This is a genomic window from Microbulbifer sp. JSM ZJ756 (genome assembly GCF_044383805.1).
In the GTDB taxonomy this organism is placed as follows: domain Bacteria; phylum Pseudomonadota; class Gammaproteobacteria; order Pseudomonadales; family Cellvibrionaceae; genus Microbulbifer; species Microbulbifer zhoushanensis.
Window position 1 is genome coordinate 111,206 of the sequence record NZ_JBISER010000001.1, and the last position, 21,706, is coordinate 132,911.

20 protein-coding genes are annotated in these 21,706 nt (G+C 61.9%); 10 read left to right on the forward strand and 10 right to left on the reverse strand.

The annotated features are described in order from the left end of the window. Positions 1–36: 36 nt before the first annotated feature. From ACH6CX_RS00515 to ACH6CX_RS00535, 5 genes are read right to left on the reverse strand one after another with little or no spacing between them, the layout of a single operon-like run. Positions 37–2,088 carry a biotin carboxylase N-terminal domain-containing protein gene (locus ACH6CX_RS00515; protein ID WP_396674277.1) on the reverse strand — a complete coding sequence of 684 codons (2,052 nt, stop codon included), beginning with the start codon at positions 2,086–2,088 and terminating at the stop codon, positions 37–39. Continuing rightward, the gene (locus tag ACH6CX_RS00520; RefSeq protein WP_232942182.1) at positions 2,085–2,912 is read right to left on the reverse strand and encodes an enoyl-CoA hydratase/isomerase family protein; all 828 of its coding nucleotides are present in this window, start codon (positions 2,910–2,912) and stop codon (positions 2,085–2,087) included. Before ACH6CX_RS00520 ends, ACH6CX_RS00515 begins: the two co-directional genes overlap by 4 nt. Continuing rightward, positions 2,902–4,113, reverse strand: coding sequence for an acyl-CoA dehydrogenase family protein (locus tag ACH6CX_RS00525; RefSeq protein ID WP_237061323.1), 1,212 nt, complete (start codon positions 4,111–4,113; stop codon positions 2,902–2,904). Before ACH6CX_RS00525 ends, ACH6CX_RS00520 begins: the two co-directional genes overlap by 11 nt. 45 nt (positions 4,114–4,158) lie before the next feature. Next, positions 4,159–5,766: an acyl-CoA carboxylase subunit beta gene (locus ACH6CX_RS00530; RefSeq protein ID WP_396674280.1), complete on the reverse strand. Its 1,608-nt coding sequence runs from the start codon at positions 5,764–5,766 to the stop codon at positions 4,159–4,161. Next, on the reverse strand, positions 5,766–6,659 hold the full coding sequence (locus tag ACH6CX_RS00535) for an SDR family oxidoreductase (RefSeq protein WP_396674282.1): 894 nt from the start codon (positions 6,657–6,659) through the stop codon (positions 5,766–5,768). The genes ACH6CX_RS00530 and ACH6CX_RS00535 overlap by 1 nt, the downstream gene beginning before the upstream one ends. 180 nt (positions 6,660–6,839) lie before the next feature. On the opposite strand from ACH6CX_RS00535, the gene ACH6CX_RS00540 reads away from it, so the two are divergent. Next, positions 6,840–7,496, forward strand: a complete 657-nt coding sequence (locus tag ACH6CX_RS00540) for a TetR/AcrR family transcriptional regulator (protein ID WP_396674284.1) — start codon at positions 6,840–6,842, stop codon at positions 7,494–7,496. A 266-nt stretch (positions 7,497–7,762) separates the two neighbouring features. Continuing rightward, positions 7,763–10,225 carry a hypothetical protein gene (locus ACH6CX_RS00545; RefSeq protein WP_396674286.1) on the forward strand — a complete coding sequence of 821 codons (2,463 nt, stop codon included), beginning with the start codon at positions 7,763–7,765 and terminating at the stop codon, positions 10,223–10,225. 38 nt (positions 10,226–10,263) lie between these two features. On the opposite strand, the gene yciH is transcribed toward ACH6CX_RS00545, so the two are convergent. Further along, the gene (gene yciH / locus ACH6CX_RS00550) at positions 10,264–10,587 is read right to left on the reverse strand and encodes a stress response translation initiation inhibitor YciH (protein WP_255774483.1); all 324 of its coding nucleotides are present in this window, start codon (positions 10,585–10,587) and stop codon (positions 10,264–10,266) included. 221 nt (positions 10,588–10,808) lie between these two features. On the opposite strand from yciH, the gene ACH6CX_RS00555 reads away from it, so the two are divergent. Then, complete coding sequence (locus ACH6CX_RS00555) at positions 10,809–11,765, forward strand: ion transporter (protein WP_334078925.1); 957 nt, start codon at positions 10,809–10,811, stop codon at positions 11,763–11,765. 35 nt (positions 11,766–11,800) lie between these two features. Here ACH6CX_RS00555 and ACH6CX_RS00560 read toward each other — a convergent pair whose 3' ends face one another. After that, the gene (locus tag ACH6CX_RS00560) at positions 11,801–12,265 is read right to left on the reverse strand and encodes a PaaI family thioesterase (protein ID WP_237061333.1); all 465 of its coding nucleotides are present in this window, start codon (positions 12,263–12,265) and stop codon (positions 11,801–11,803) included. 75 nt (positions 12,266–12,340) lie between these two features. Between ACH6CX_RS00560 and ACH6CX_RS00565 the strand changes: the two genes are divergently transcribed. From ACH6CX_RS00565 to ACH6CX_RS00595, 7 genes are all read left to right on the forward strand, one after another. Further along, a complete protein-coding gene (locus ACH6CX_RS00565) occupies positions 12,341–13,519 on the forward strand; it encodes a serine hydrolase domain-containing protein (protein ID WP_396674289.1) in 1,179 nt (392 codons plus the stop codon). A 19-nt stretch (positions 13,520–13,538) separates the two neighbouring features. Continuing rightward, positions 13,539–13,775, forward strand: a complete 237-nt coding sequence (locus ACH6CX_RS00570; RefSeq protein ID WP_232942197.1) for a SlyX family protein — start codon at positions 13,539–13,541, stop codon at positions 13,773–13,775. A gap of 789 nt (positions 13,776–14,564) precedes the next feature. Then, entirely contained in the window at positions 14,565–15,215 is a 651-nt protein-coding gene (locus tag ACH6CX_RS00575) for an OmpA family protein (RefSeq protein WP_232942199.1), read from the forward strand. Between the two features lie 508 nt (positions 15,216–15,723). Beyond that, positions 15,724–16,092 carry a hypothetical protein gene (locus tag ACH6CX_RS00580; RefSeq protein WP_232942201.1) on the forward strand — a complete coding sequence of 123 codons (369 nt, stop codon included), beginning with the start codon at positions 15,724–15,726 and terminating at the stop codon, positions 16,090–16,092. Between the two features lie 459 nt (positions 16,093–16,551). Continuing rightward, positions 16,552–17,055, forward strand: a complete 504-nt coding sequence (locus ACH6CX_RS00585; protein ID WP_232942203.1) for a hypothetical protein — start codon at positions 16,552–16,554, stop codon at positions 17,053–17,055. Between the two features lie 63 nt (positions 17,056–17,118). After that, positions 17,119–17,487 (forward strand): STAS/SEC14 domain-containing protein, encoded by a 369-nt coding sequence (locus tag ACH6CX_RS00590; RefSeq protein WP_237061337.1) that lies wholly within the window; start codon positions 17,119–17,121, stop codon positions 17,485–17,487. A 36-nt stretch (positions 17,488–17,523) separates the two neighbouring features. Then, a complete protein-coding gene (locus tag ACH6CX_RS00595; protein ID WP_396674292.1) occupies positions 17,524–18,327 on the forward strand; it encodes a class I SAM-dependent methyltransferase in 804 nt (267 codons plus the stop codon). Positions 18,328–18,358: 31 nt separating this feature from the next. Here ACH6CX_RS00595 and ACH6CX_RS00600 read toward each other — a convergent pair whose 3' ends face one another. From ACH6CX_RS00600 to cmoA, 3 genes are all read right to left on the reverse strand, one after another. Continuing rightward, positions 18,359–19,744: an L-serine ammonia-lyase gene (locus ACH6CX_RS00600; protein ID WP_232942209.1), complete on the reverse strand. Its 1,386-nt coding sequence runs from the start codon at positions 19,742–19,744 to the stop codon at positions 18,359–18,361. A 162-nt stretch (positions 19,745–19,906) separates the two neighbouring features. Further along, positions 19,907–20,884, reverse strand: coding sequence for a tRNA 5-methoxyuridine(34)/uridine 5-oxyacetic acid(34) synthase CmoB (gene cmoB, locus ACH6CX_RS00605; RefSeq protein ID WP_232942211.1), 978 nt, complete (start codon positions 20,882–20,884; stop codon positions 19,907–19,909). Between the two features lie 15 nt (positions 20,885–20,899). Continuing rightward, the gene (gene cmoA, locus ACH6CX_RS00610; RefSeq protein ID WP_232942213.1) at positions 20,900–21,637 is read right to left on the reverse strand and encodes a carboxy-S-adenosyl-L-methionine synthase CmoA; all 738 of its coding nucleotides are present in this window, start codon (positions 21,635–21,637) and stop codon (positions 20,900–20,902) included. Positions 21,638–21,706 lie beyond the last annotated feature (69 nt).

Here is a 21,706-nt window from a genome sequence, read left to right on the forward strand (position 1 = left end):
CCCTCTGGTAACCGTTGATGCACTTTGGTGGCCGGATCAGGATGCGGCGGTGGACTGCTCGGCGGAGGAGAGCATTGCTTCCGGTTCTATCCGTACCAGCAATTGCCCACCGCGTACCTGCTCCCCGGGCCGTGCGGCAAGTTCAGCGATGACACCGTCGCAGTCGGCCCTGAGCGCATGCTCCATTTTCATCGCCTCAACCACTGCGACGGAATCGCCCTTGCGGACCGGCTGGCCCTGTTCCACACAGAGCTCAACCACGGTGCCATCCATGGGAGCCTTGAGGGTGCCGCTCGCCGGCCCTTCCATTGTACGTGCCGGGGCATGGGTACAGTCCCGCCATGCCAGCTGCCTGCCCCCGACCAGGGTAACCAGCTCGGAGGCGCGGTGATGAAAGACGACAGTTTCCTCCACTCCATCGACTGCCAGCAGCACCTGCTTTTCAGCAGAGCGCATCAGTGCCATCTCGAAGGTCAAGCCTTCGCAGTGGACACGATAATGCCGCGCGCGAAGCGGGAGCAACTGGCACTCGAAACTGTTATTTTCCTGTTGCAGGCGGTAAACCAGTGGTGTGCTGTGATCGCCGCTGCGCCAGTCAGCCCGATGGCGGCGCAGGTCTGCAGGATCGAGCAGGCCCTGATGCATCAGCACTACTGCGATGGCGGCGTGCCGGGGAGTCGCCCGGGCACTCTCCGGGGCCTCAACAAGGTATCTTCCCTCATTGCCCAGGAATGCAGTTGTGGCCTGGCCGGCGGCAAATAGCGGGTCGGCCACCAGCCGGTTGAGGAAATAGCCATTATGTTTCGGGCCGATCAGTTCGAGCCGCGCCAGGGCGTCGAGCATGCGCAGCCGGGCCTGTTCCCGGTCCCGGCCGGCGGTAATCAGTTTGCCCAGCATGGGGTCATAATACGGGCTGACAAGGCCACGGTTGATGACCGCGTGATCGCAACGGATACCATCACCGGCAGGTGTCCGCCAGTGGAGTACCTCGCCGGTCTGGGGCAGGAAATCGCGATCCGGGTCTTCCGCATAGAGTCTTACCTCGATGGCATGGCCACAAAGCTGGATCTCGTCCTGGGTCACTGGCAGCGGCTCACCACGGGCGACGGACAGTTGCCAGGCTACCAGGTCGAGGCCGGTGACCATCTCGGTCACCGGGTGCTCAACCTGCAGGCGGGTATTCATTTCCAGAAAGTAAAAGTTCCCGCTTTCGTCCAGCAGGAATTCCACTGTGCCGGCACCGCGATAATCGCAGGCGCCCGCTGCCGCGATAGCCGCGCTACCCATGCGCTGGCGCAGGTCAGTATCTACTGCGGGGGAGGGGCTCTCCTCAACAATTTTCTGGTGCCGCCGCTGGACCGAGCAATCCCGCTCGCCCAGGTGGACAATATTGCCATGGTTGTCGGCGAAGACCTGGACCTCTACGTGACGGGCATTGACCAGTGCTTTTTCCAGGATAACTTCGTCGCTGCCAAAGGCACTGCGGGCCTCGCTGCGGGCTGAGCGCAGGTGGGCCTGCAATTCCTCGGCGGATTCCACCAGCCGCATGCCGCGGCCACCACCGCCATCGGCGGCCTTGATCATCAGCGGGTAGCCGATCTCTTCAGCAGCGCGGACCAGGTCGTTGTCGTCAGCGACCGCGTCACCGGCGGCAAAGCCAGGTATGCAGGGAACCCCGGCATCAGCCACGAGCGCCTTCGCGCGGCGCTTGTTGGCCATGGCCTCGATGGCCTGCGCCGGCGGGCCGACAAAAAGAAGCCCGCTTTCCGCACATGCGCGGGCGAAATCGGCATTTTCCGAGAGAAAACCGTAGCCCGGGTGCACGGCGTTAGCGCCAGCCCGTTGCGCGGCATCGAGTATCTTGCCGATATCCAGGTAGGATTCCTGTGGACTGCACCCGCCAATGGCGACGGCGGTATCGGCCATGCGCGCGTGCAGGGCGTCCCTGTCCGGCTCACTGTAGATGGCCACCGTACGGTACCCCTCACTGCGAGCAGTGCGGATAATGCGCACGGCGATTTCGCCCCGGTTGGCCACCAGAAGTGTGGGGCGGGCGGACGCTGGTGACTTCTCTGGTATCTGCATCATTGCTGCTGCCACTCCGGGGGGCGCTTCTCAATAAAGGCCCGGGTTCCCTCTCGGCCCTCGTGGCCCTGGACCGCATCGGAAAACTGCCGTGCAGCGTGGTCCAGCAGTTGGTCGAGGTCGCCAGCGAGCGGTACGGGGCTGCTGTCGAGGAGCAGCCGCTTGGTGGCGGCGAGCGCATCTGGTGCGCAGCGACCCACCGCCGCGAGCTGCTGTGCTACTGCGGTATCGAGTTCCCTTGCGTCTTTCACCGATGCGTGCACCAGGCCGATGCGCAGGGCCTCCCCGGCACCGATACTGGCGCCGGCGAGCGCCAGCCTGCGGGTCTGCGATGACCCGATACGCGCAACGATAAATGGGGCCACCTGTGCCGGCAGCAGGCCCAGGCGGGTTTCCGGCAGGGAGAAGCGGGCGGTCTCGCTGGCAATGGCGATGTCGGCGACGCAGGCCAGGCCCAGGCCGCCACCCATAATGGCCCCCTCGAGCGCAGCGATGGTTACCAGCGGTGAGCATTCGAAGCGTTGCAGCAGTTCGCCGAAACGGCGATTCATGGTTGCGAATGCATCGCTATCGCCGGCCTCGACCCGCTGCTGTGCGGCGAGCAGGTCAGTGACATCTGCGCCGGCGGAGAAATTCTCCCCGGAACCGCGCAATACCAGTGCGCGGATTGCCGGGTCCTGTTCGGCCTGCTCCAGTTGCGCCAGTAGCCCACCCACCATCTGCAGGCTGAGGGCATTGCGCTGGTCCGGGCGGTTCAGGGTCAGGAAAACTGCATGCCCCTCGTGGCGGGCCAGCAGTTCACCGCTTACTGTTGTGTCAGTGTGCACGCTGGGTTGCCTCCGCTTTGCCGGCATTTGAGCCCGTCGCTTCGGGTTTTCTCGCCCGGGGCAGAATCCCCATCAGTTTGCAGATGATGCCCAGCATTACCTCGTCTGCCCCCCCGCCGATGGCAGTGAGCCGCGAGTCCCGGTAGGCGCGGTTGATGGGCGTCTCTTCCATGTAGCCCATGCCCCCCCAGAACTGCAGGCACTGGTCGGGAATGGAGCGGGCCAGGCGCCCGGATTTCAGTTTGGCCATGGATGCGAGCGTGGTGACGTCCTCGCCCGCCACGTAAGCTTCTGTGGCGCGCCAGGTGAGCGCCCGCAGGCATTCCACCTCGGTCTGCATCTCTGCAAGGTTGAAATGCACCGTCTGGTTATCCAGCAGGGGGCCGCCAAAAACGTCGCGTTCACGGGTGTAGTCGATGGTGGACGAGACACAGTTTTCCAGGCCGCGAATAGTCAGCAGGGCACCGGCCAGGCGTTCCTCCTGGAACTGCAGCATCTGCAGCAGGAAGCCGTCGCCCTCGTTGCCGATACGATTACCCTGTGGGACCCGGACATTGTCGAAAAATACCGGTGCGGTTTCCGAGGAGCGCATGCCCATTTTTTTCAACCGGTCCCCGACCCGGACGCCGGGCGCGTCGGCGGGAATAACCAGCAGGGACTTGTTCCGGTGGGGCTTGCCCTCGCCGGTGTTCACCAGGGTGCAGAAAAAGTCGGCCCGGGGGGCATTGGTGATCCACATCTTGCTGCCATTAACAAGGTAGTCATCACCGTCCGGAATGGCCGTGGTTTTGACACCGGCCACATCGGAGCCGGCACCCGGTTCGGACACGGCGATGGCGCCGATCATTTGTCCGCTAATCGCCGGGAGGAGAAACTCTTCCCTGAGTGCGTCGCTGGCGAAATTGGCCAGCGCCGGTGTCGCCATGGCGGTCTGTACCGCAATTGCCAGCGGCACACCGCCACAGTGGGCCGCGCCAAGCTCCTCGAGGAAGACCGCCTCGTAGCTGAAATCGAGGCCCAGGCCGCCGTACTCGGTGGGCTTGCTGATGCCCAGCAAACCCAGTTCCCCCAGTTTTCCGAACAGCTCCCGGGTGGGGAATTCGCCCGCTTCCTCCCATTCGGTAACATGGGGATTGATTTCGCGCTCGACAAAATTGCGCACGGTGCGCTGAAGCTCGCGATGCTCGTCAGTCAGTATCATGGCGTTGTCCCTGATTCCTTGAACCTGGTTACCAGTCCGGCGCGGCTAGAACCTCGCCACACCGAAAGTATTTTTCCGCTGCGGCGCCAGTTCTGCTTCCCGGCATATTTCCAGCAGCATACCCAGCAGCCTGCGGGTATCGCGCGGATCGATGATACCGTCGTCCCACAGCCGCGCACTGCAGGAGAGGGCGTCCGAGCCGGCCTCCATGAAGGCGGCGGTGTCCTGCTCCAGTTTGTCCAGTGATGCCTCGTCGACAGCGCCGGCACGCTGCATTTTCTGCTCGGTCACTATCCGCAGCACCTTGCCCGCCTGCGCTGCACCCATCACCGCGGTGCGCGAGTTTGGCCAGGCAAAAATGAAGCGCGGGTCGAACCCGCGGCCGCACATGGCGTAATTGCCGGCGCCGTAAGAGCCACCGATCACGATGCTGATCTTGGGCACACTGGCATTGGCCACCGCCTGGATCATCTTGGAGCCGTGCTTGATGATGCCGTTGCGCTCGACTTCCGTGCCGACCATAAAGCCGGTGGTATTGTGCAGGAAGAGCAGGGGAGTGTTGCCCTGCTCGCACAGCTGGATGAACTGCGCCGCCTTGTTCGCCCCGGGGGGAGTGATAGGGCCATTGTTGCCAATTATCCCGATCACGCGGCCCTCGATCCGGGCATGGCAGCACACCGTCTGCCGGTCAAACTCCGGCTTGAAATCGAGGATGGCGGAGTCGTCGACCAGGCGCGCCAGCACTTCGCGCACATCATAGGGGCGCCTGCTGTCGGCAGGAATCAGCCCCAGTAGCTCTTCCTCGGGGTAACGGGGAGGGCGCCAGTCTTCCGTAGCCGTTGCTGGTGTTCCAGCGGGCAGGGCGGCGATTATCTCGCGGGCCATGCGGATACCATCGGCATCGTCTTCGGCCAGGTAGTCGCCGCTGCCGGATTGCCGGCAGTGCATTTCGGCACCGCCCAGGGTTTCCTCGTCGGCGATTTCACCGGTGGCGGCTTTCAGGAGTGGGGGGCCTGCCAGGTACATTCCGGTCTGTCCCCGGACCATTACCACATAGTCGGACAGGCCCGGTTGGTAGGCCCCACCGGCTGTGGCCCCCCCATGCACCACGGTGACCTGGGGGATGCCGGCAGCGGACATGCGGGCCTGGTTGGCAAACCCGCGACCGCCGGGCGCAAACGTCTCGTTGGCGAACATCAGGTTGGCGCCGCCACTCTGGGCCAGGGTAACCACAGGCAAGTGGTTTTCCCGTGCGATCTGCTGCATGCGCAGTGCCTTGTCCATTCCCGCCGGCGAGATGGTGCCCCCCTTTACTGCATAATTGTCGACGCGCACCATGCAGCGTCGGCCGCTGATCCTGCCGATGCCGCAGATGGCGCCGCCACCGGCACCGCTGCCGTCGTTATCGTCGTAGAGCCGGTAGCCCGCCAGGGAACAGAGTTCAATAAATGGGGCGCCGGGATCCAACAGGCGGTTGAGCCTCTCCCGGGGCAGGAGCCAGCCGCGCTGGCGATAGCGATCGCCTTTGTCCGCCGCCACTGCCACCGGGCGTTGTTCGGCCTCGCGGAAGCGCGCGATGGCCTGGAGCATGGCTTCGCGGTTTTCGGCGAACTCCGCCGACCCTGTTTCCACCTGTGACTCGATTGGCTGCATCAGAGTTTGCCCTCCGCCTCGAGTTCGGTGACCACAGCCGGTTTTACGCTGCGATGGAATCCCTCGAAGCGCTTGCGGTTCCTGGCCGGGGCCGGTTGCCACAACGGGGAGTGGTGCTTGAGACTGGAGCCACCATCGATGCGCAGGGTCTGTCCGGTAATGTAGCCGGCGGCTTCGGATAGCAGGAAGCATACCGCCGCGCTGATCTCGGCCTCCTCACCCAGCCGGTAAAGGGGAATGCTGTCGCGAAACCCTGGAAGCAGCTGGCGCAGGAAATCCGGGTCATAGGTATCGAAACCGCTGGAGAGAACGTAACCGGGGGCGACCGCGTTCACGCGCACGCCGCTGGCTGCCCATTCCACCGCGGCGGTTTCCGTCAGGTTGTCCATACCGGCGCGGGCAGCACCGGAGTGCCCCATGAGGGGCATGCCGCCCGCATTGTCGGCGGTGATATTGACAATGGCGCCACCGTCGCCCTTCATCGACTGGGTGTAAACCTCCCGCGCCATCAGGAAGCCACCCAGCAGGTTGCTGCGAACCACTGCCTCGAACCCCCGGGCTGAAATCTGCTCGAGCTGCGAGGGAAACTGGCCGCCGGCATTGTTGACCAGGCCATGGATACGGTGGTGGTCCCTGAGGATGGTGCCCACGGTCGCGCGCACACCGTCCTCGTCGCGGATATCGAGGCAGTGGTAGCTGCTGTCGCCGCCATCCTCCCTTATCTCACCGCTTACGCGTTGTAACTTCTCTTCAGTACGGCCGACCAGCACCACGTGGGCACCGAGGCTGGCCAGTTCATGAGCTATGCAGCGACCGATACCACTGCCGCCGCCGGTGACAATATGGACCTGGTCGGCAAAGCTGCCCGGTCGCAATTGGCTCTGGTAGGGCATGGAGCTCTCCTGTCTACCGTGTGACCCTGGGGTTGTTATTGTTTGTGCGGTTACCCGGGACCCGGCAGTTGCGCGAATTTTGCTGGCAGCATCTTGCACGGGACGGGCACATTGAGCATGATGGTCAACGCTACCAAGCAAGCGCTTGGTTATCAATAGTTTTGATTCGGGGGTGAGTCTGTGTCGGCCAGTAATGCGGTGGCGAAGAGTGGTGCGAAGTCGGGGGCTGGATCCGCGGAACTGGTGCAGGCGCTGGTGGCGGGCGGGGAGCTGACTGACCCGGATTCGCCGCGGGGGCGACTGCTCAACGCGGCGGCTCGGCTATTTGTGGAAAAAGGTTTTGCGCGCACCACAGTGCGGGATATTGCCGCTGAAGTGGGGATACTGTCCGGCAGTATTTTCCACCATTTCCGCAGCAAGGAGGCCATACTCTGCCAGGTGATGCGGGAAGTCACGACCTTCGCGCGGGCGCGCATGGAGCAGGCGGTTACCCGGGAGCGCTCACCTCGGGGCAGGCTGAGGGCCTGCATACTCTGCGAGCTGGAAGCCATCCACGGCAGGGCCGTGCCCGGCTTTACCATCCTGGTATCGGAATGGCGGAGCCTGAGCCCGGAGAGCCAGAAGCAGGTCCTGCGCCTGCGGGAGGGCTATGAGCAGCTGTGGCGGGAGGTGCTGGCAGATGCCGGCCGGATGGATGATCCGGCGCTGGCCCGGCGACTGCTGCAGGGCGCACTGTCCCACAGTTACAACTGGTACCGGCCGAAAAGGCAGGGCTTGTCGCTGGATGAGCTGGCCGGGCAGGTCCTCTCCCTGTTCGCCCGCCAGGGCGCTGCCTGAGCAGTATGCATGCTTGCTGCTGAGACGCGGTTATCACTCGGTGTGTGTGCGACCACGCTTTTTTCCCGGAATGACCCTTATGGGCCAGGGGCTGTGAGAACCAGTGCCCACCCTGGCCAATAATAATAAATTAGTCTTCGTGCACACTGCCCGACACCCCGGGAAAATAACAGGAACAAGTGTCACCGGAGCGCGCGATGTCTGCCGAGCTATTTCAAGTTGTATCTGCCGGGAAAACCCTGCGTGGTAAGCCCCCGGGAGAAGTCTTGCAGGCGGCCGCAAAGGCCTTTTCCATCCCCGAGGCAAAGGCGCGCAAGCTGCTGTTGAAGGGGTGGGTGATCAGGGACCGCCTCTCTTCCCAGCAAGTACTTGAATACCGTTCACGCCTGCAGCGTATCGGGCTTCGGGTCGAGGTTTTCCCGGCGGGCCAATACGACAACCGGGCACTCATAGCCCGGCTGGAGCACGCGCGAAAGAGACGCCGCCCGGAAGAGCCGGTGGCGAAGTCATCGCCGGGGGATGCTGCAGTCGCCCCTCCACCGGCTCATGCCACCCCGGCAGGGCGTAGTGAGAAGCAGCCGGTGAAGGGGACGCAGGGAGCGCGCGGTTCCAGGGCGCAGCGGCAACTTGAATCGTTGTTCGATGGCAGCGATGCCACTATTGCTGATCCCCTTTCATCCCGGAGTGCTCTATTGGCTGGTTTGCCCGGAGCCGTACTCGTTCCAGCGGCGTTCTCTCTATTGCTGGCGATTTGCATTTACAGTGCCGGCAGCGCCCTGTGGGAGTTCGGCCTGGCGCTGGTGGCCGGTGAGGCGGGCCCGGGATCGGTCGCCGGCCTGCTCCTGTCACTTCTTTTGAGTGGGTTGGTGGCCGCGCTACTGGCATGGCCATTTTTTGGTGCGCCGCGGCTTGCGCGGGACCTGTTGCCAGAGGCGCGTCCGCTCAAGCGCAGTGACGCCCGCGGACTCTACCTGTTACTGGATGTGCTGGCTGAAAAGACAGGCCTGCCCCGCACACCTGCGGTGACAGTTACCGCAGGCAGTGATATTCGGGTAGAGGCAACGAAGCTGTCGGAGGCCTTCAGGCAGAACCTGCCGCTCCAGGTGGGTCTGGGCACGGCCTATTGCCTGACCGGTAATGAGCTGCTGGCGCTGGTGGCGCGACAGCGTGGAATTTACCGTGGTCGCCTGCGGGCGACAGTCGCATGGTTGGCCCTGGAAACACCGCGGCGCCTGCAGTGGATGCAATGGGCGATGGAAAATGACCGCAGCGTTATCGCGCCGGCCGGTAATACGGGCGCGGCAATGCGACCATTGCACCACTTGCTGACCCTGTGCGGTCGCGGTGTGATCCCGATCCTGGACCGGCTCGAGGCATTCCACCAGGTAGTGGCGGGCCCTGCCGCGCGCATGCTGGAGCGGGAGGGTGACCGCTGTGCCGCCTGCCTGATCGGCAGTGACGCGATGGCGCCATTTGCAGAAAAGTGGCATCACATGGTGCATGCGGACCTGGTGGTGGCCGAGGTCAACCGCGAGGCCTCCATCGCGGGCCAGCGCCTGGAGAACTACCCGCGCGCTATTCAGTGGACCATGCGAAACCTGGACCGGGAGACCCTTTCCAACCTGGAGCTGGCGATGGGCCAGCAATCTGATTGCTGGGATACCGCCGCACCGGCGGATAACGACCGGATAGCGGCGGCCGAGGAGCTGGGCCTGCCTGCGGCGATACGCACAGAGTTCTCCGTGCAGCGCCTGATCGACGACCTGCCTGGCCTGGCAGTGGATGTCAGTGCCGATATTGCTGCTCCGGACACGCGGCCAGTCGACAACCAGCAGCTGCTCACTTCCAGTGAGGACGCCGAGCAGGCCCTCCGGGTTATCGGTGAATATTTCAATCGTATCCCGCCTCGCCGCTTCCTGCTCCTGGAGCCGCCGACTGAGGAGAGCCTGGCGGCCATGGGGCTGCAGGAGTGTATCGACTGGCTGCGCACCAGGTTGGTGGAATTGCGCGAGCTTACAGGTCGCCTCGATGAGCTGGCCGTGCGCACACCCGCGGCGGAACTGGGTATCGAGTTATTGCGGCATTCCGTAAAAATACAGCCTTCTGACTTCTATCTCGAGGGTTCGGGCGCAGCTGCGGCAGAGGCGACCCTGAGGGAGTTCCGGCAGCAGCGCGATGGCGCGCAGGTGCAGTACCTGCAGATCCAGGGAGTATTCGCATTGCGCCTGAAGCGCGCGATTGGGTCCATGAAAAGCGATGACCGCAGCTGGGCGGATTCTGCCCGGCGCGAACTTGAGGCATTCGGCGGCCTGGCACCTCACCTGGACCGGCTCGATGAACTGGCGCGGATTCTGGGCCTCGGGATTGACCGGCTGTCACTGGACTCGGGCCAGCGCGAGACCCTGCAGAAATTCCATGGCCTGGCCCGGCGCGGCCTGCAGATCGTCCAGCACCGGGTGGAAAACAGCGAGACGCTCACCAGCCTTGGCCTGGGCGCAGCGCTGGAGCAGCGGCTGGCGGGTGCGGGACGTGTCGGTATGGAGGAGTTGCCCGGGGAGCGCCAGGCGCTGGTTGACGCCCTGCAGGAAATGGAGCTCCGTTGCAAAACCGTCAGTGCCACGGTCAACGAGCATTACCACCGGCACATCGCGCGGCTGCTCAGGCAGTGTCTCGAGTTGGAAAAAGCCCTGCAGGTGAAGCCGTTGCGGCTGGTGGGGGAGCTGAGCTAGGCAGGGCTACCCTTTGCCGGCGCAGTTGCGCGCCGGTTTCAGCCTCCGGCGAGCTTGACCTTGAAATCGCGCGCCTCCAGCAGCGCCTTGATTTCTGCGCGCTTGTCGCCCTGGATCTCGATGACCCCGTCTTTGAGGGCGCCGCCGCAACCACAGCGCTTCTTCAGCTCGGCCAGCAGTAACTTGAGCTCACTGTCGGTGCCCGGTACGCCGCGCACGCAGGTCACCCCCTTTCCCTTGCGCCCCTTGGTCTCCCGCTGGATGCGCACTACTCCGTCGCCCTCATGGCGCCGTTGCTGTTCCGGTTGTTCTTTGATCCGCCCTACATCGGTGGAATATACCCGGCGGGTATCTTTAGCCATAATCGCTGCCTTCCGCTCGTTCTCCAACTGCGGGAAGCCCGGTACCGGCCCGGGGCCGCTGAATTGGCGGTCCCGGCCAGTTGTACTTCATGCCGAGGCTCCCCGGCGGCAAGATTACAGGCAAAGGTCCGCCGGTGCCATCTGAAGACATTGTCCGGTCCCCCTGCACTCTGGCAGGGGGACGGCTGTGGCGCTATAGTCATGGCTATTGTGGAGGGGATATGGCATTAACCGGAAAGAGAAAGTGGCTCAACGAAGTCATCTTCGGCACTGACACGCCACTGGGGAAAGGGTTCGACGTCTTCCTGATCTGGGCCATCCTGATCAGCGTGTTGCTGGTGCTGCTGGTATCGGTGGAGAGTATCGCCGGCCGCTATGGCGAGTTGTTCTTTATCCTCGAGTGGGTTTTTACCGCGCTGTTCACGGTCGAGTACCTGGCGCGGATTTACTGTGCGGTCGACCGGCGCAGTTATATTTTCAGTTTCTACGGGGTTGTCGACCTGCTGGCGATCCTGCCCAGTTATCTCGCACTACTCTTTACCGGGGCAAGTTACCTGCTGGTTATCCGCCTGCTGCGTGTACTGAGGATTTTCCGGATTCTCAAGCTGGTGCGCTACCTGCGCGATGCCAACCTGCTGCTGCGCTCCCTGTGGCAGGCGCGACGCAGGATCCTGGTGTTTTATGCCGGTGTGCTGGTGGTATGCATTATTTTCGGCTCGCTGATGTTTGTGGTTGAGGGACCTGCACACGGGTTTACCAGCATTCCCAAGAGTATTTACTGGACCATTGTCACCCTGACCACAGTAGGTTTTGGCGATATCACACCGCAGTCGCCACTGGGCCAGGGGATTGCATCACTGACCATGCTGATCGGTTACTCCATTATCGCGGTGCCCACTGGCATTGTGACCGCGGAGCTGGCCTCTGAGCTGGGGCGGGAACGCCTGTCGATTCGCTGCGACAATTGTAGCCGGGCAGGTCACGACCGCGATGCGGAATACTGCAAGCATTGCGGTTACAAGCTGGAGGACGTGGAGCGCGAAGCGGAGAAGAAGCAAGAGCGGAAAGCGGAAAAGAAAGCTGAAAGAAAGGCTCACAGGAAGGTGCGGTCCTATGCCGAGGAGGAGAGCCGGCGGCAGACCGGCAAACCCGAATCTGGTGGGGACGACAGCGGGTAGGCTGGGCCTGTCCGCTACCGCCATCACCTGGTGCGTTACCAGTTGTCGGGCACCCTGACCGCTACCACGTCAGCAGTGGCACAGACCCGGCCATCGCTGGACAGGGTGCAGGCCAGGACCGTCTTGCGCTCTGACCGTTCGGTAATCTTTGCATCGAGTACCACCGGCTTGTCGATTGCGGCCGGGGCCTTGTACTGCACATCCAGTTTACCGGTCGCATACCAGATTTTATCCCCTGTCCCCACCTCACGGCCGGCCTGGCGGTATCCGTCGGCAATCGCAGTACAGATGGTATGGCAGTCGATTACCGTGGCAATGATGCCGCCATTGAGGTAGTGGGTGGGCCCGGCACAGTGGTGGGTTGCCGGTATGAACTCGCAGTGACTGCTGTCGGGCCCGGTCCAGTAGCTTTTGATCTGCAGGCCCGCGCTGTTCTCGGGGCCGCAACCGAAGCAGTGGTTATGCGGGATCTGGTCCTGGATTGCGGTTTCTGCTGGCATGGGTCCCCCTGGAAGCCGTCATTACAATAGCTGGCAATGCTAACCATTTGCGCGGGGAAGGGGAAGAAACTACCCTTGCGCCTCGTTTTTGTTGCTGGACAGGTATCGATGGAGATTTACGGACACTGCGCCCCCGGGTTCGAAGCACTGTACGACTGCTTTGCCGACAACTTTCGCCACCATGGTGATACGGGAGCGGCCTTTGCGGTCCGCCAGGACGGCGAGACAATTGTGTCCCTATGGGCCGGGTTCGCCGACCGGGCCGGAGAGGTGCCCTATACAGAGGATACACTGGCCAATGTATTCTCCTGCTCCAAGGGCGTGCTTGCACTGCTGACCCTGCAGCAGGTGGCGGCGGGCCGCATTGAGCTGGATCGCCCGGTTGCAGACTATTGGCCGGAGTTCGCGGCCGCGGGCAAGCAGGCGGTGACGCCGCGCCAGCTGCTGTGCCACCGTTCCGGTGTGGTGGCTTTCCGGGAGCGGATGGAGGACGCGGTCATCTATGACTGGGAGCGTTCCTGTGCGGCGGTGGCTTCGACCGAACCCTGGTGGTCGCCCGGTAGTCGCCAGGGTTATTCCCCGTTCCTGTATGGCTGGGCCCTGGGCGGTTTGCTGGAGCGTGCCTGCGGTGAGTCCCTGCGGACGCTGTACCGCCAGTCCCTGGCCGAGCCGCTGGAGTTGCACGGTGGCTTTGGCGGTGTGAACCATCTTTCCGACCGGCTGGCGGACGTCGTTCCGTTGAAGCAGCCCCTGCCGGAGCTGCGGCAGAACGCAGTGGGCCGGGCAATGAAATCGGATCGTGAAGGGCCGGTTGCCAGGGCCTTCACAAACCCTATGAGCCTGATGATGAGCAGCAACAGCGAGCAGTGGCGCGGGGCGCTGATTCCGGCTGCAAACGGGCACTTCAGTGCGCTCGACCTGGCAACCATTTACGGTGACCTGGCGGGAGAGGAGCCGGCGATGCTGCCCCGGGAAGTGCTCTCAGAGGCGGTGCGACAGCAGAGCTGCGAGCGGGATACGGTGTTGCAGGCGGAGATCAGCTTCGGTTGCGGTTACATTCGGAGTGGCTCTGCGGCTGACCTGCGGTTTGGCAGTGAGCGCGGTTTCGGCCACCCGGGAGCTGGTGGCAGCGTTGGCTTTGCCGATCCCGAAACCGGCATCGGGGTCGGTTACGTGACCTCGCGACTGGGGCAAAGCCTGTTTATGGACCGGCGCGCTGTGGCGCTGGTTGACCTTCTGTATACCTTTCTGTGAAACAACACCGGGTGGCCCGATGAGTGAAGAACTGGCAGACCTGCGCAGCCGTGTCGAGGAGCTCGAGACTCGCCTGGCTTTCCAGGAGGATACCCTGGTGCAGCTGAATGATGTGATTGCCGAACAGGATGCAAATATCAGGACCCTGGTGGCACGGCTGCGGGAAATGGGAGAGCGTTACCGGGACCTAAGCGATGAGTTGCACGGTGGTGGGCGCGGTGGCGCGGATGCCAACGAGAAGCCCCCGCATTACTAATGGCTCGTTCATGCCCGCCCGGAACTGAAGGCGGGGACCTGTAGACCTGGCTGCCAGTGGATCCGGGATTTTGGGTGTAGCTTGCCGGTCAAAATATGATCGACCTTCATCTGGGCTGGTTGCCGTGCAGCGGGCTCGGAAAACAGCCTGGAACTATTGCCGCCAGGGACATAGTTACCGCTTCTTCATGCTTGTATAACACGATCGTCTTGGTTCAGCGCCATGTTCGACTGGTGAAGTCCTCGATGACGATTATTTTGCAAAAAAATTCCGGGTTTGCCCTCGTCAAGTGTTGACAAAACTTTTTCCACATGGCGAAGGGGCCCTTGTGAATGCTTGGTCAACTTTCCCTAGTTGGTACGATAACTTTTGATGTAGTCGTAACATATTGTTTTTTAAGGATAAAATCCGAAGATTAAAAAGTGCGCAAAACGCTGGGAGCAAGTGAAGTCGCCGCTTGGCGTAGCCTTTTACCCATTCATTAACAGAGTTATCCACAGAAGTTGTGGAAGATATGCCGGCGATACCCGGGTTGTGGCGGTGCAGCATTTGCTGCCCGGTCATGTGGATTTCAACGTGCATGCAGAAAATACCGACTTCTGTTGTCCATAAATGCGCATTGCTTTATGGACCTCGGCGCAAATTCCGCCTAGTCTTCGCAACCTGAGGAAGGGGGGCGGTTCAGCTGCGAGTCAGCTGTTCCGCGGCAACATTTCCACTAATGCGGCGGGCGCCTCTGCCACGCCGCGACGTAATTCCCGTTCACTAAAAGCGTTAGGAGAACCTTACATGAAAAAATGGGTCGCAATTCTCGCACTGGGCTCACTGGTTGGCTGTACCACGCTGGATCCGTACACCGGCGAGAGCAAAACCAGCAACGCCGCGAAAGGTGCCGGTGCCGGTGCCGTGGCGGGGGCTATCATCGGCGCCGCGACTGCCAGCAAGGATGACCGCAAGAAAGGTGCGATCACTGGTGCCCTGGGTGGTGCCGCAATCGGTGGTGGCGTGGGCTACTACATGGATCGCCAGGAAATGGCACTGCGTGAGCGCCTGGAAGGCACCGGTGTGCGTGTCCAGCGTGAAGGTGACAATATTCGCCTGATTATGCCGGGCAATATCACTTTCGCCACTGATCGTGCTGATATCCGCCGTGACTTCTATGACACCCTGGATTCCGTAGTACTCGTTCTCAAGGAGTTCGACAAGACTGCCATCCGTGTCAGCGGGCACACTGACAGCACCGGTTCTGACGTCTACAACCAGACCCTGAGTGAGCGTCGCGCCAACTCTGTCGCCAGTTTCTTTACCAATGGCGGAATTGCCAGCGGTCGTGTCCAGGCTGTGGGTTACGGTGAGCGTTACCCCATTGCCGCAAATGACACCGCGTCCGGTAAGCAGGCGAACCGCCGCGTCGAGCTCGAGTTGCTGCCGATCAAATAATGTGAGACAAAAGAGGGCACTTCGGTGCCCTTTTTTGTGCACGGCACATACCGGATGTCGTCACTTTCCCTGCCTCGGGGGAATGTCCGGCACCATTTCTGCCATCGGTGAAAGTACACAGGAGTAAAGTACACAGGAGTAAAGTACACAGGAGTATTGGAAGCTTCCTGTCGTAATGTTGGCGGCAAGCGCCGGGTAGCTGAGACCGACAGAGGCCTGACAGCCCCGAACAGGGTAGTGAGATAAAAGGGATACCAGACACAAGGGAGTGAGAACGGTGAAGAACTTCTTGCTGGGCCAGGATATTACTTGCGATAAAACCCTGCAGGGCCTTACCTGCCGAATACCCCGATCCTTTTGCCGGTCAATATGTTCAGCTGCACTGCTCGCCATGCTGCCGCTCGCCGGTCCCTCGAGTGCAGCCAGCAACCCCGGCGAGGCGTCTGGAGTTTCCTCCGGGCCAGATCAGGAATCCACCCTAACCGATAGTGGCTCTGCGGTAACAACTGTGGGGAGTGTCGGCAATGCCATCGCCACACGCTATCAGGAGGCGGCATTTGTCGCAGAGGTGAAAATTGCCGGGATTCACCGCGACGTGGACCAGGCCCTGTCGGAGCCCGGCATGGTGGCGATCAAGGGCTACGTTTACTCGGCCGTATCAGAGCAGGTCTGGAAAGGCGAGTCCAACCGGCTGGTGGCTTTCCGGCGCGGGCTGGATGCGTGTGAGAAAAAACTCCAGAAAGGTGCACGCTACCTGATTTTTGCCAGCCCCGATATTTACGGCAGGTTGCAGTTGCACAGCTGCGAGGCTGCTGTGCCGGAGTCCGAGGCGGCGCCCCTGTTGGCACGCATGAAGGAGTCCGGGCTGCAGGGGTAGGGGCGCTCTGGTTGGGCTCCAGGCTTGTCTGGGGTACTGCCCGCCACCACACTGCGAACAGCGAGTGATATCCGCTGCCGGCGTTCCCTGGTTTGTCGCGGATGTCGCTTGATGCCCCGGGTGTCTCGCCGTTAATCCCCGTCAGGGTCGCCTGATCGACATCTTTTTAAAACTATTCGTTATTACCACAGCGCCGGCTACAGCAAGACTGCCTGAGGTATAGGAACAATGTTCCTTGAATAACCCGATTGGCGAGTTATTCTTATCAATATTGGCGCCAACATCTTCCAAGTTGAGTCAACAGGCGATACCTCGCCCGGCGTCATGGACAGGCAGCGGGAAAACATTTTCCCGGCCCTTCGGGAACCGACCTTGATTGCGGCCGTCCCGGAGCGGGCCCCGGGCTTTCCGCGGCGATGTCTTGAATTCGTGTTACAGCCAGGGCTCAAAGGTGGGTTTATGAAAAAGTTACTGCTTCCGCTGATTATTCTGCTGCTGATTATCGGGTACTTCATGTCGCGGGGCGGCGATGATACGGCCGGCGATGCTTACGATTCGCTCGAGACGCCTGACAGCGAGACCATGGACCAGGGTACGCCGGACACCACGACCCCCGATGAGTCCCAGACTCCGCCGGACGGCATGGGTACCATGGAATCACCGGACACCGCGCCCGATACCGGCACCCCCGATACTGATACTCCGCGGGAAAGTGATGAGCCCGATACCGTGCCGCCGGGCGAGGAGAGTGCCCTCGAGAGAGAGGCGGAGGAGGCAATGAAAGCCACCAAGGAGGCGGCCGAGGAAACCGGTGAAGTGATTGAGGGTGCGGCTGAAAAGGCCGGCGAGGCGATTGAAGATGCCGGCGAGGCCACCAAGAAAGCGGCCGAGGACACAATGGACAGGATTAGCGGCGACGAGGATAAGGAAACCAAGAGCACTGATGAACCTCAGAATCAGTAACAGTATCCCCGGTTACCGGCAATCGGCGCCGCTTTCCCGCGGCGCCGATTTTATGTGTTGGCTATGATCGAGCATCACTGGCATCGCAATCACTCCGTGCTGGAGGTTGTGCCCAGGGCACCGCTGCAGAGGGAAGACTTTGAGGCGTTGGCACAGCAGGTTGATCCGGTAATCGAGGAGCATGGCAGCCTCGCCGGGGTCCTCATCAATGCCGCCAGCTTCCCGGGCTGGGAGGACTTCTCCGGGCTTGTTTCGCACTTCACGTTTGTACGCGATCATCACCGCAATGTGCACAAGATTGCGGTGGTTTCCGATCAGCCCCTGCTCGGGTATATGCCGCGGCTGGTGGACCATTTTGTCAGTGCGGATGTGCGTCCGTTTCCCGGCGAAGAACGGCAGCGCGCACTGGAATGGCTGGCCGAGCCCGGTTAGTATCCGCGTTTCTGCAGTAACTGGATCGGAACCCGCGTGACCCATACCCTGGCAGTGATCGCCGCAGCACCAGAGTGGCTGCCGGCTGCACGTGAACTGGCGGTGCAGCTTGGCCTCGAACTGCTGCAGGAAATCGACCCCACCCAAATTTCACAATACCCCTATGTTTTGCGGCGTGGCGAGATGTTGCAGCTGTGCGCTACCGGTCGCAAGGCGCCCGGTCCCGTAACGGTGGACTTTGTCAGCGGTGCCGCGGCCCATCGACGTAAATACGGCGGGGGCAAGGGCCAGCAGATCGCCAAGGCCGTGGGTATCCGTGCGGGGTTCAGGCCGCGGGTGGTGGACGCTACCGGCGGCCTGGGGCGCGATGCGTTTGTACTGGCATCACTGGGTAGTGAGGTAGTGCTGCTAGAGCGTAATCCTGTTGTCCGGGCGCTGCTCGCCGATGGCCTGTCGCGCCTGCGCGCGGCTGCCGAGCTGGATCCTGAACTTGCGGGAGTTGCGGCCCGCCTACAGCTGTCCGATGCTGTCGAGGATTCGGTGAGCTGGCTGCAGGCGCAGCCGGCCGAGTCGATCCCGGTGGTATACCTGGACCCGATGTTCCCGGCACGCGGCAAGAGTGCGAAAGTGAAAAAGGAAATGGCCGCTTTCCACCAGCTGGTTGGCGAGGACCTGGATGCGGATGCGTTGCTCGAGCCGGCCCTCGCCGCCTGCTACTACCGCACCGTGGTCAAGCGTCCGCGTCTGGCGCCCTGGCTGGCAGGGCGAAAGCCGTCATTGTCGCTGGAAGGGAAGTCCGGGCGTTTTGACCTTTATACCAGGCACGGAGTGCCCGGCTGACGCGCGGGCACGGGGATGGCGGGCTCGATCTTCAGCAGTTGACGGCATTCACAGCCAGGCCGCCCTGGGATGTTTCCTTGTATTTGCTCTGCATGTCGATACCGGTCTGGCGCATTGTTTCGATCACGCTGTCCAGGGGTACGATGTGGGCGCCATCACCGCGCAGCGACAGCCGGGCGGCATTGATGGCCTTGACTGCCCCCATGGTGTTGCGCTCGATACAGGGAACCTGCACCAGTCCGCCGATGGGGTCACAGGTAAGGCCCAGGTTGTGTTCCATGCCGATTTCGGCCGCGTTTTCGATCTGCTGGTTGCTGCCGCCCTGGACCGCCGCGAGTCCGGCGGAAGCCATGGAGCAGGCCACCCCGATTTCGCCCTGGCAGCCAACTTCCGCTGCGGAGATCGATGCATTCTTTTTGAACAGCATGCCGATGGCGCCGGCAGTGAGCAGGAATTTCACCACCTGGTCTTTCAGGTCACCGTGTTTTTCCGGCTTGTGCACAAAATTTACGTAGTAGGCGATGGCTGCGGGGATTACCCCGGCTGCACCATTGGTGGGAGAGGTCACGATACGGCCCCGGGCTGCATTTTCCTCGTTTACCGCCAGCGCATAGAGGCTGACCCAGTCCAGGATAGCCAGGCCATCCTCACGCTCCTCACGGCTCTGCTTGCTCAATTCCTGGTACATTTCCGCGGCCCGGCGACGGACCTTCAGCCCACCCGGTAGCAGGCCATACTGGTGACAGCCGCGCTGGATAGAGGCGTCCATCACCTGCCAGATTTCCCACAGGCCATCTTTCACCGCCTGCTCCGGGCGGAAGGCCTTTTCGTTTTCCATTGCCAGTTCGGCAATGGTCCAGCCGTGTTTTTCGCAGATTGTCATCAGCTCGGCGGCATTGCTGAAATCATAGGGGAGCAGGGTGGCGATCTGGTCCTTGTGGGCAAAGTCCTCTTCGGAGAGTACGAAGCCGCCGCCGATGGAGAAATAACTGCGCTCGAACAGCAGCTCGCCGTCGGCATAGGCCTGGCAGGTCATGCCGTTGGCATGCTGTGGCAGGAATTCGTCCTCATGGAAAACCAGGTCATGTTCGCGAACGAAGCGAATGTCGTGGTCCCCATGCAGGCACAGTTGCTCACCGCGCTCGATGCGCGCCAGCTTGCTGTCGATGCTGTCGACGTCGATGGTGTCGGGGGATTCCCCCAGTAGCCCCATCAGTACCGCCATATCGGTGCCGTGGCCGATGCCGGTCAGGGCCAGGGAGCCGTAGAGGTGCACCTGGACGCGGTCGGTCTGCCTGAGTTCACCGCGCTGCCCGAGATCCGATACAAACTGCCGTGCGGCGACCATGGGCCCCACGGTATGCGAACTGGAGGGGCCGATACCGATCTTGAACAGTTCGAAAACGCTGATACTCATTGACGCTGGCGCTCCTGGACTGACTGGTCCGAAAATTGTGGTGTGGTCACTTTGCCGCAACGTGGCAGACATTCAAGGCACACGGCGGCATTCCACAGAATATCCTTCCACTACAGTCTTTGACCGAGTTTAAGTGCCTAAATTGCGTCTTTGTGGCACAAGCTACGGTGTATTTGCGACCAGGATGGCCCTTTTGGGCGCGGGGTGACCCTCGATGGTGCGGTCCGGGAATTCCGGGTCGAGGAAGTCGGCCAGGGACTCAAAATGCATCCAGTCGGTCCGGCGCTGCTCACCCAGGCTGGTGGGGGCAACATCCACCGTGCGCGGGTTGGTAAATCCACTTTTGCGCAGCCAGCTTTCCAGGGTCGCACAGCTGGGCAGGAACCAGACATTGCGCATTTTGGCATAGCGCCCCTCGGGCACCAGGCACTGGCCCAGCTCCCCGTCGATCACCAGGGTTTCCAGCACCAGCTGGCCACCGGGCCGCAGGGTTTCGCGCAATTCGCGCAGGTGGGCCATGGGTGAGCGGCGGTGGTACAGCACCCCCATGGAGAAAGTGGTATCAAAGGCGCGCAATTGCGGCGGGACTGACTCGATGCCGATGGGCAGGACATCCACCGGCAGTTCGTCTCCCATGTACTTTTTAAGCGCATAAAACTGGGCGACGAACTTGGCCGAAGGGTCAATGCCGATCACGCGGCGCGCACCCGCGCCATACTGGCGCCAGCAGTGGTAGCCATTGCCGCAGCCGACGTCCAGTACCAGACGATTCTCCATCGACTCCAGGTGCGGCAGGACACGCTCCCACTTCCAGTCCGAGCGCCACTCAGTATCGATATGCAGGCCAAATATTTCCCAGGGCCCCTTGCGCCAGGGGTGCAGGCGGCGCAGCTCGCGCTCCAGGCTTTCCAGTTGTCCCGGTGTGGCGTCACCGGCCTGGCCGATCACTACGCCATCGACAAACTCGGTGGAGTCGCAGGTGATTGCGGGCAGGTTGCTCAATGCCGCGCGCCAGTCGGGCAGGTCGCCCCAGCGATGCTCGCTCAGGCCGGCAGCTACCTGCTGGGGCAGCGTGGCCAGCCAGCCGCGCAGGGCAGGGGTATGCTGGAGGCCTTGATAGAGCTGGGTGTAGTCGATCATTGCTTGTTCCCGACCTCAGTGCGGTGCCTTGATGGCGATCATCGAGGCAAAATTAAAGCACTGGAACCATACGTCGACACTGCCGAACCCGACTCCCTTGAGGCGGTCCCGATGTGCTGCCAGGGTCTCCGGGATGAGGACGTTCTCCAGGGCGGAGCGCTTCTGTGCCACTTCGAGTTCGCTGTAGCCATTGGCGCGCTTGAACGAGTGGTGCAGGTCGATCATCAGCTCCTGGTGGTCGCGATCCTCGAAGGCGACCTTTTCCGACAGGATCAGGACTCCGCCCGGTCTCAGCCCCTCGAATATTCTCCGCAGGATACTTTCCCGCTCGGCAACGGGAATGAATTGCAGGGTGAAGTTGAGAACCACCACGGAAGCGTTTTCGATGGCTACATTTTGCAGGTCATCACAGATTAGCTGGACCGGGAGTTGGCCGCTGTCTGCCGCCAGGACAGTGCGGGCCCTCTCAACCATCGCGGGTGAATTATCGATCGCTACGATCTCGCAGTCCGCTGCCGGGATGCGGTGGCGCATGGCCAGCGTGGCAGCGCAAAGGGAGCTGCCGAGGTCATAGCAACGGCTACCCGACTGGGCATAGCGCTCGGCCAGGGTGCCGATCATGGCGACGATGGTGGTATAGCCCGGCACTGAACGCTGGATCATGTCCGGGAAAACATCCACCACGGACTGGTCGAAGCGGAAGCCCGCCACGTCGCCCAGGGGATTGGCGTAAATGCTGTCTTTCTTGCTCATGAATTTCTGCAAAGCGATTGCGTGGAATAGGCTGGTGGCCGTCGGTGCACTGCACCCGGCGGCCAGTGT

Bases quoted from the DNA above. Each gene is read 5' to 3' on its own strand.
- ACH6CX_RS00515 (WP_396674277.1), bottom strand. From the start codon at position 2,088: ATGATGCAGATACCAGAGAAGTCACCAGCGTCCGCCCGCCCCACACTT.
- ACH6CX_RS00525 (WP_237061323.1), bottom strand. From the start codon at position 4,113: ATGATACTGACTGACGAGCATCGCGAGCTTCAGCGCACCGTGCGCAAT.
- ACH6CX_RS00530 (WP_396674280.1), bottom strand. From the start codon at position 5,766: ATGCAGCCAATCGAGTCACAGGTGGAAACAGGGTCGGCGGAGTTCGCC.
- ACH6CX_RS00535 (WP_396674282.1), bottom strand. From the start codon at position 6,659: ATGCCCTACCAGAGCCAATTGCGACCGGGCAGCTTTGCCGACCAGGTC.
- yciH (WP_255774483.1), bottom strand. From the start codon at position 10,587: ATGGCTAAAGATACCCGCCGGGTATATTCCACCGATGTAGGGCGGATC.
- ACH6CX_RS00555 (WP_334078925.1), top strand. From the start codon at position 10,809: ATGGCATTAACCGGAAAGAGAAAGTGGCTCAACGAAGTCATCTTCGGC.
- ACH6CX_RS00560 (WP_237061333.1), bottom strand. From the start codon at position 12,265: ATGCCAGCAGAAACCGCAATCCAGGACCAGATCCCGCATAACCACTGC.
- ACH6CX_RS00570 (WP_232942197.1), top strand. From the start codon at position 13,539: ATGAGTGAAGAACTGGCAGACCTGCGCAGCCGTGTCGAGGAGCTCGAG.
- ACH6CX_RS00575 (WP_232942199.1), top strand. From the start codon at position 14,565: ATGAAAAAATGGGTCGCAATTCTCGCACTGGGCTCACTGGTTGGCTGT.
- ACH6CX_RS00585 (WP_232942203.1), top strand. From the start codon at position 16,552: ATGAAAAAGTTACTGCTTCCGCTGATTATTCTGCTGCTGATTATCGGG.
- ACH6CX_RS00590 (WP_237061337.1), top strand. From the start codon at position 17,119: ATGATCGAGCATCACTGGCATCGCAATCACTCCGTGCTGGAGGTTGTG.
- ACH6CX_RS00600 (WP_232942209.1), bottom strand. From the start codon at position 19,744: ATGAGTATCAGCGTTTTCGAACTGTTCAAGATCGGTATCGGCCCCTCC.
- cmoB (WP_232942211.1), bottom strand. From the start codon at position 20,884: ATGATCGACTACACCCAGCTCTATCAAGGCCTCCAGCATACCCCTGCC.
- cmoA (WP_232942213.1), bottom strand. From the start codon at position 21,637: ATGAGCAAGAAAGACAGCATTTACGCCAATCCCCTGGGCGACGTGGCG.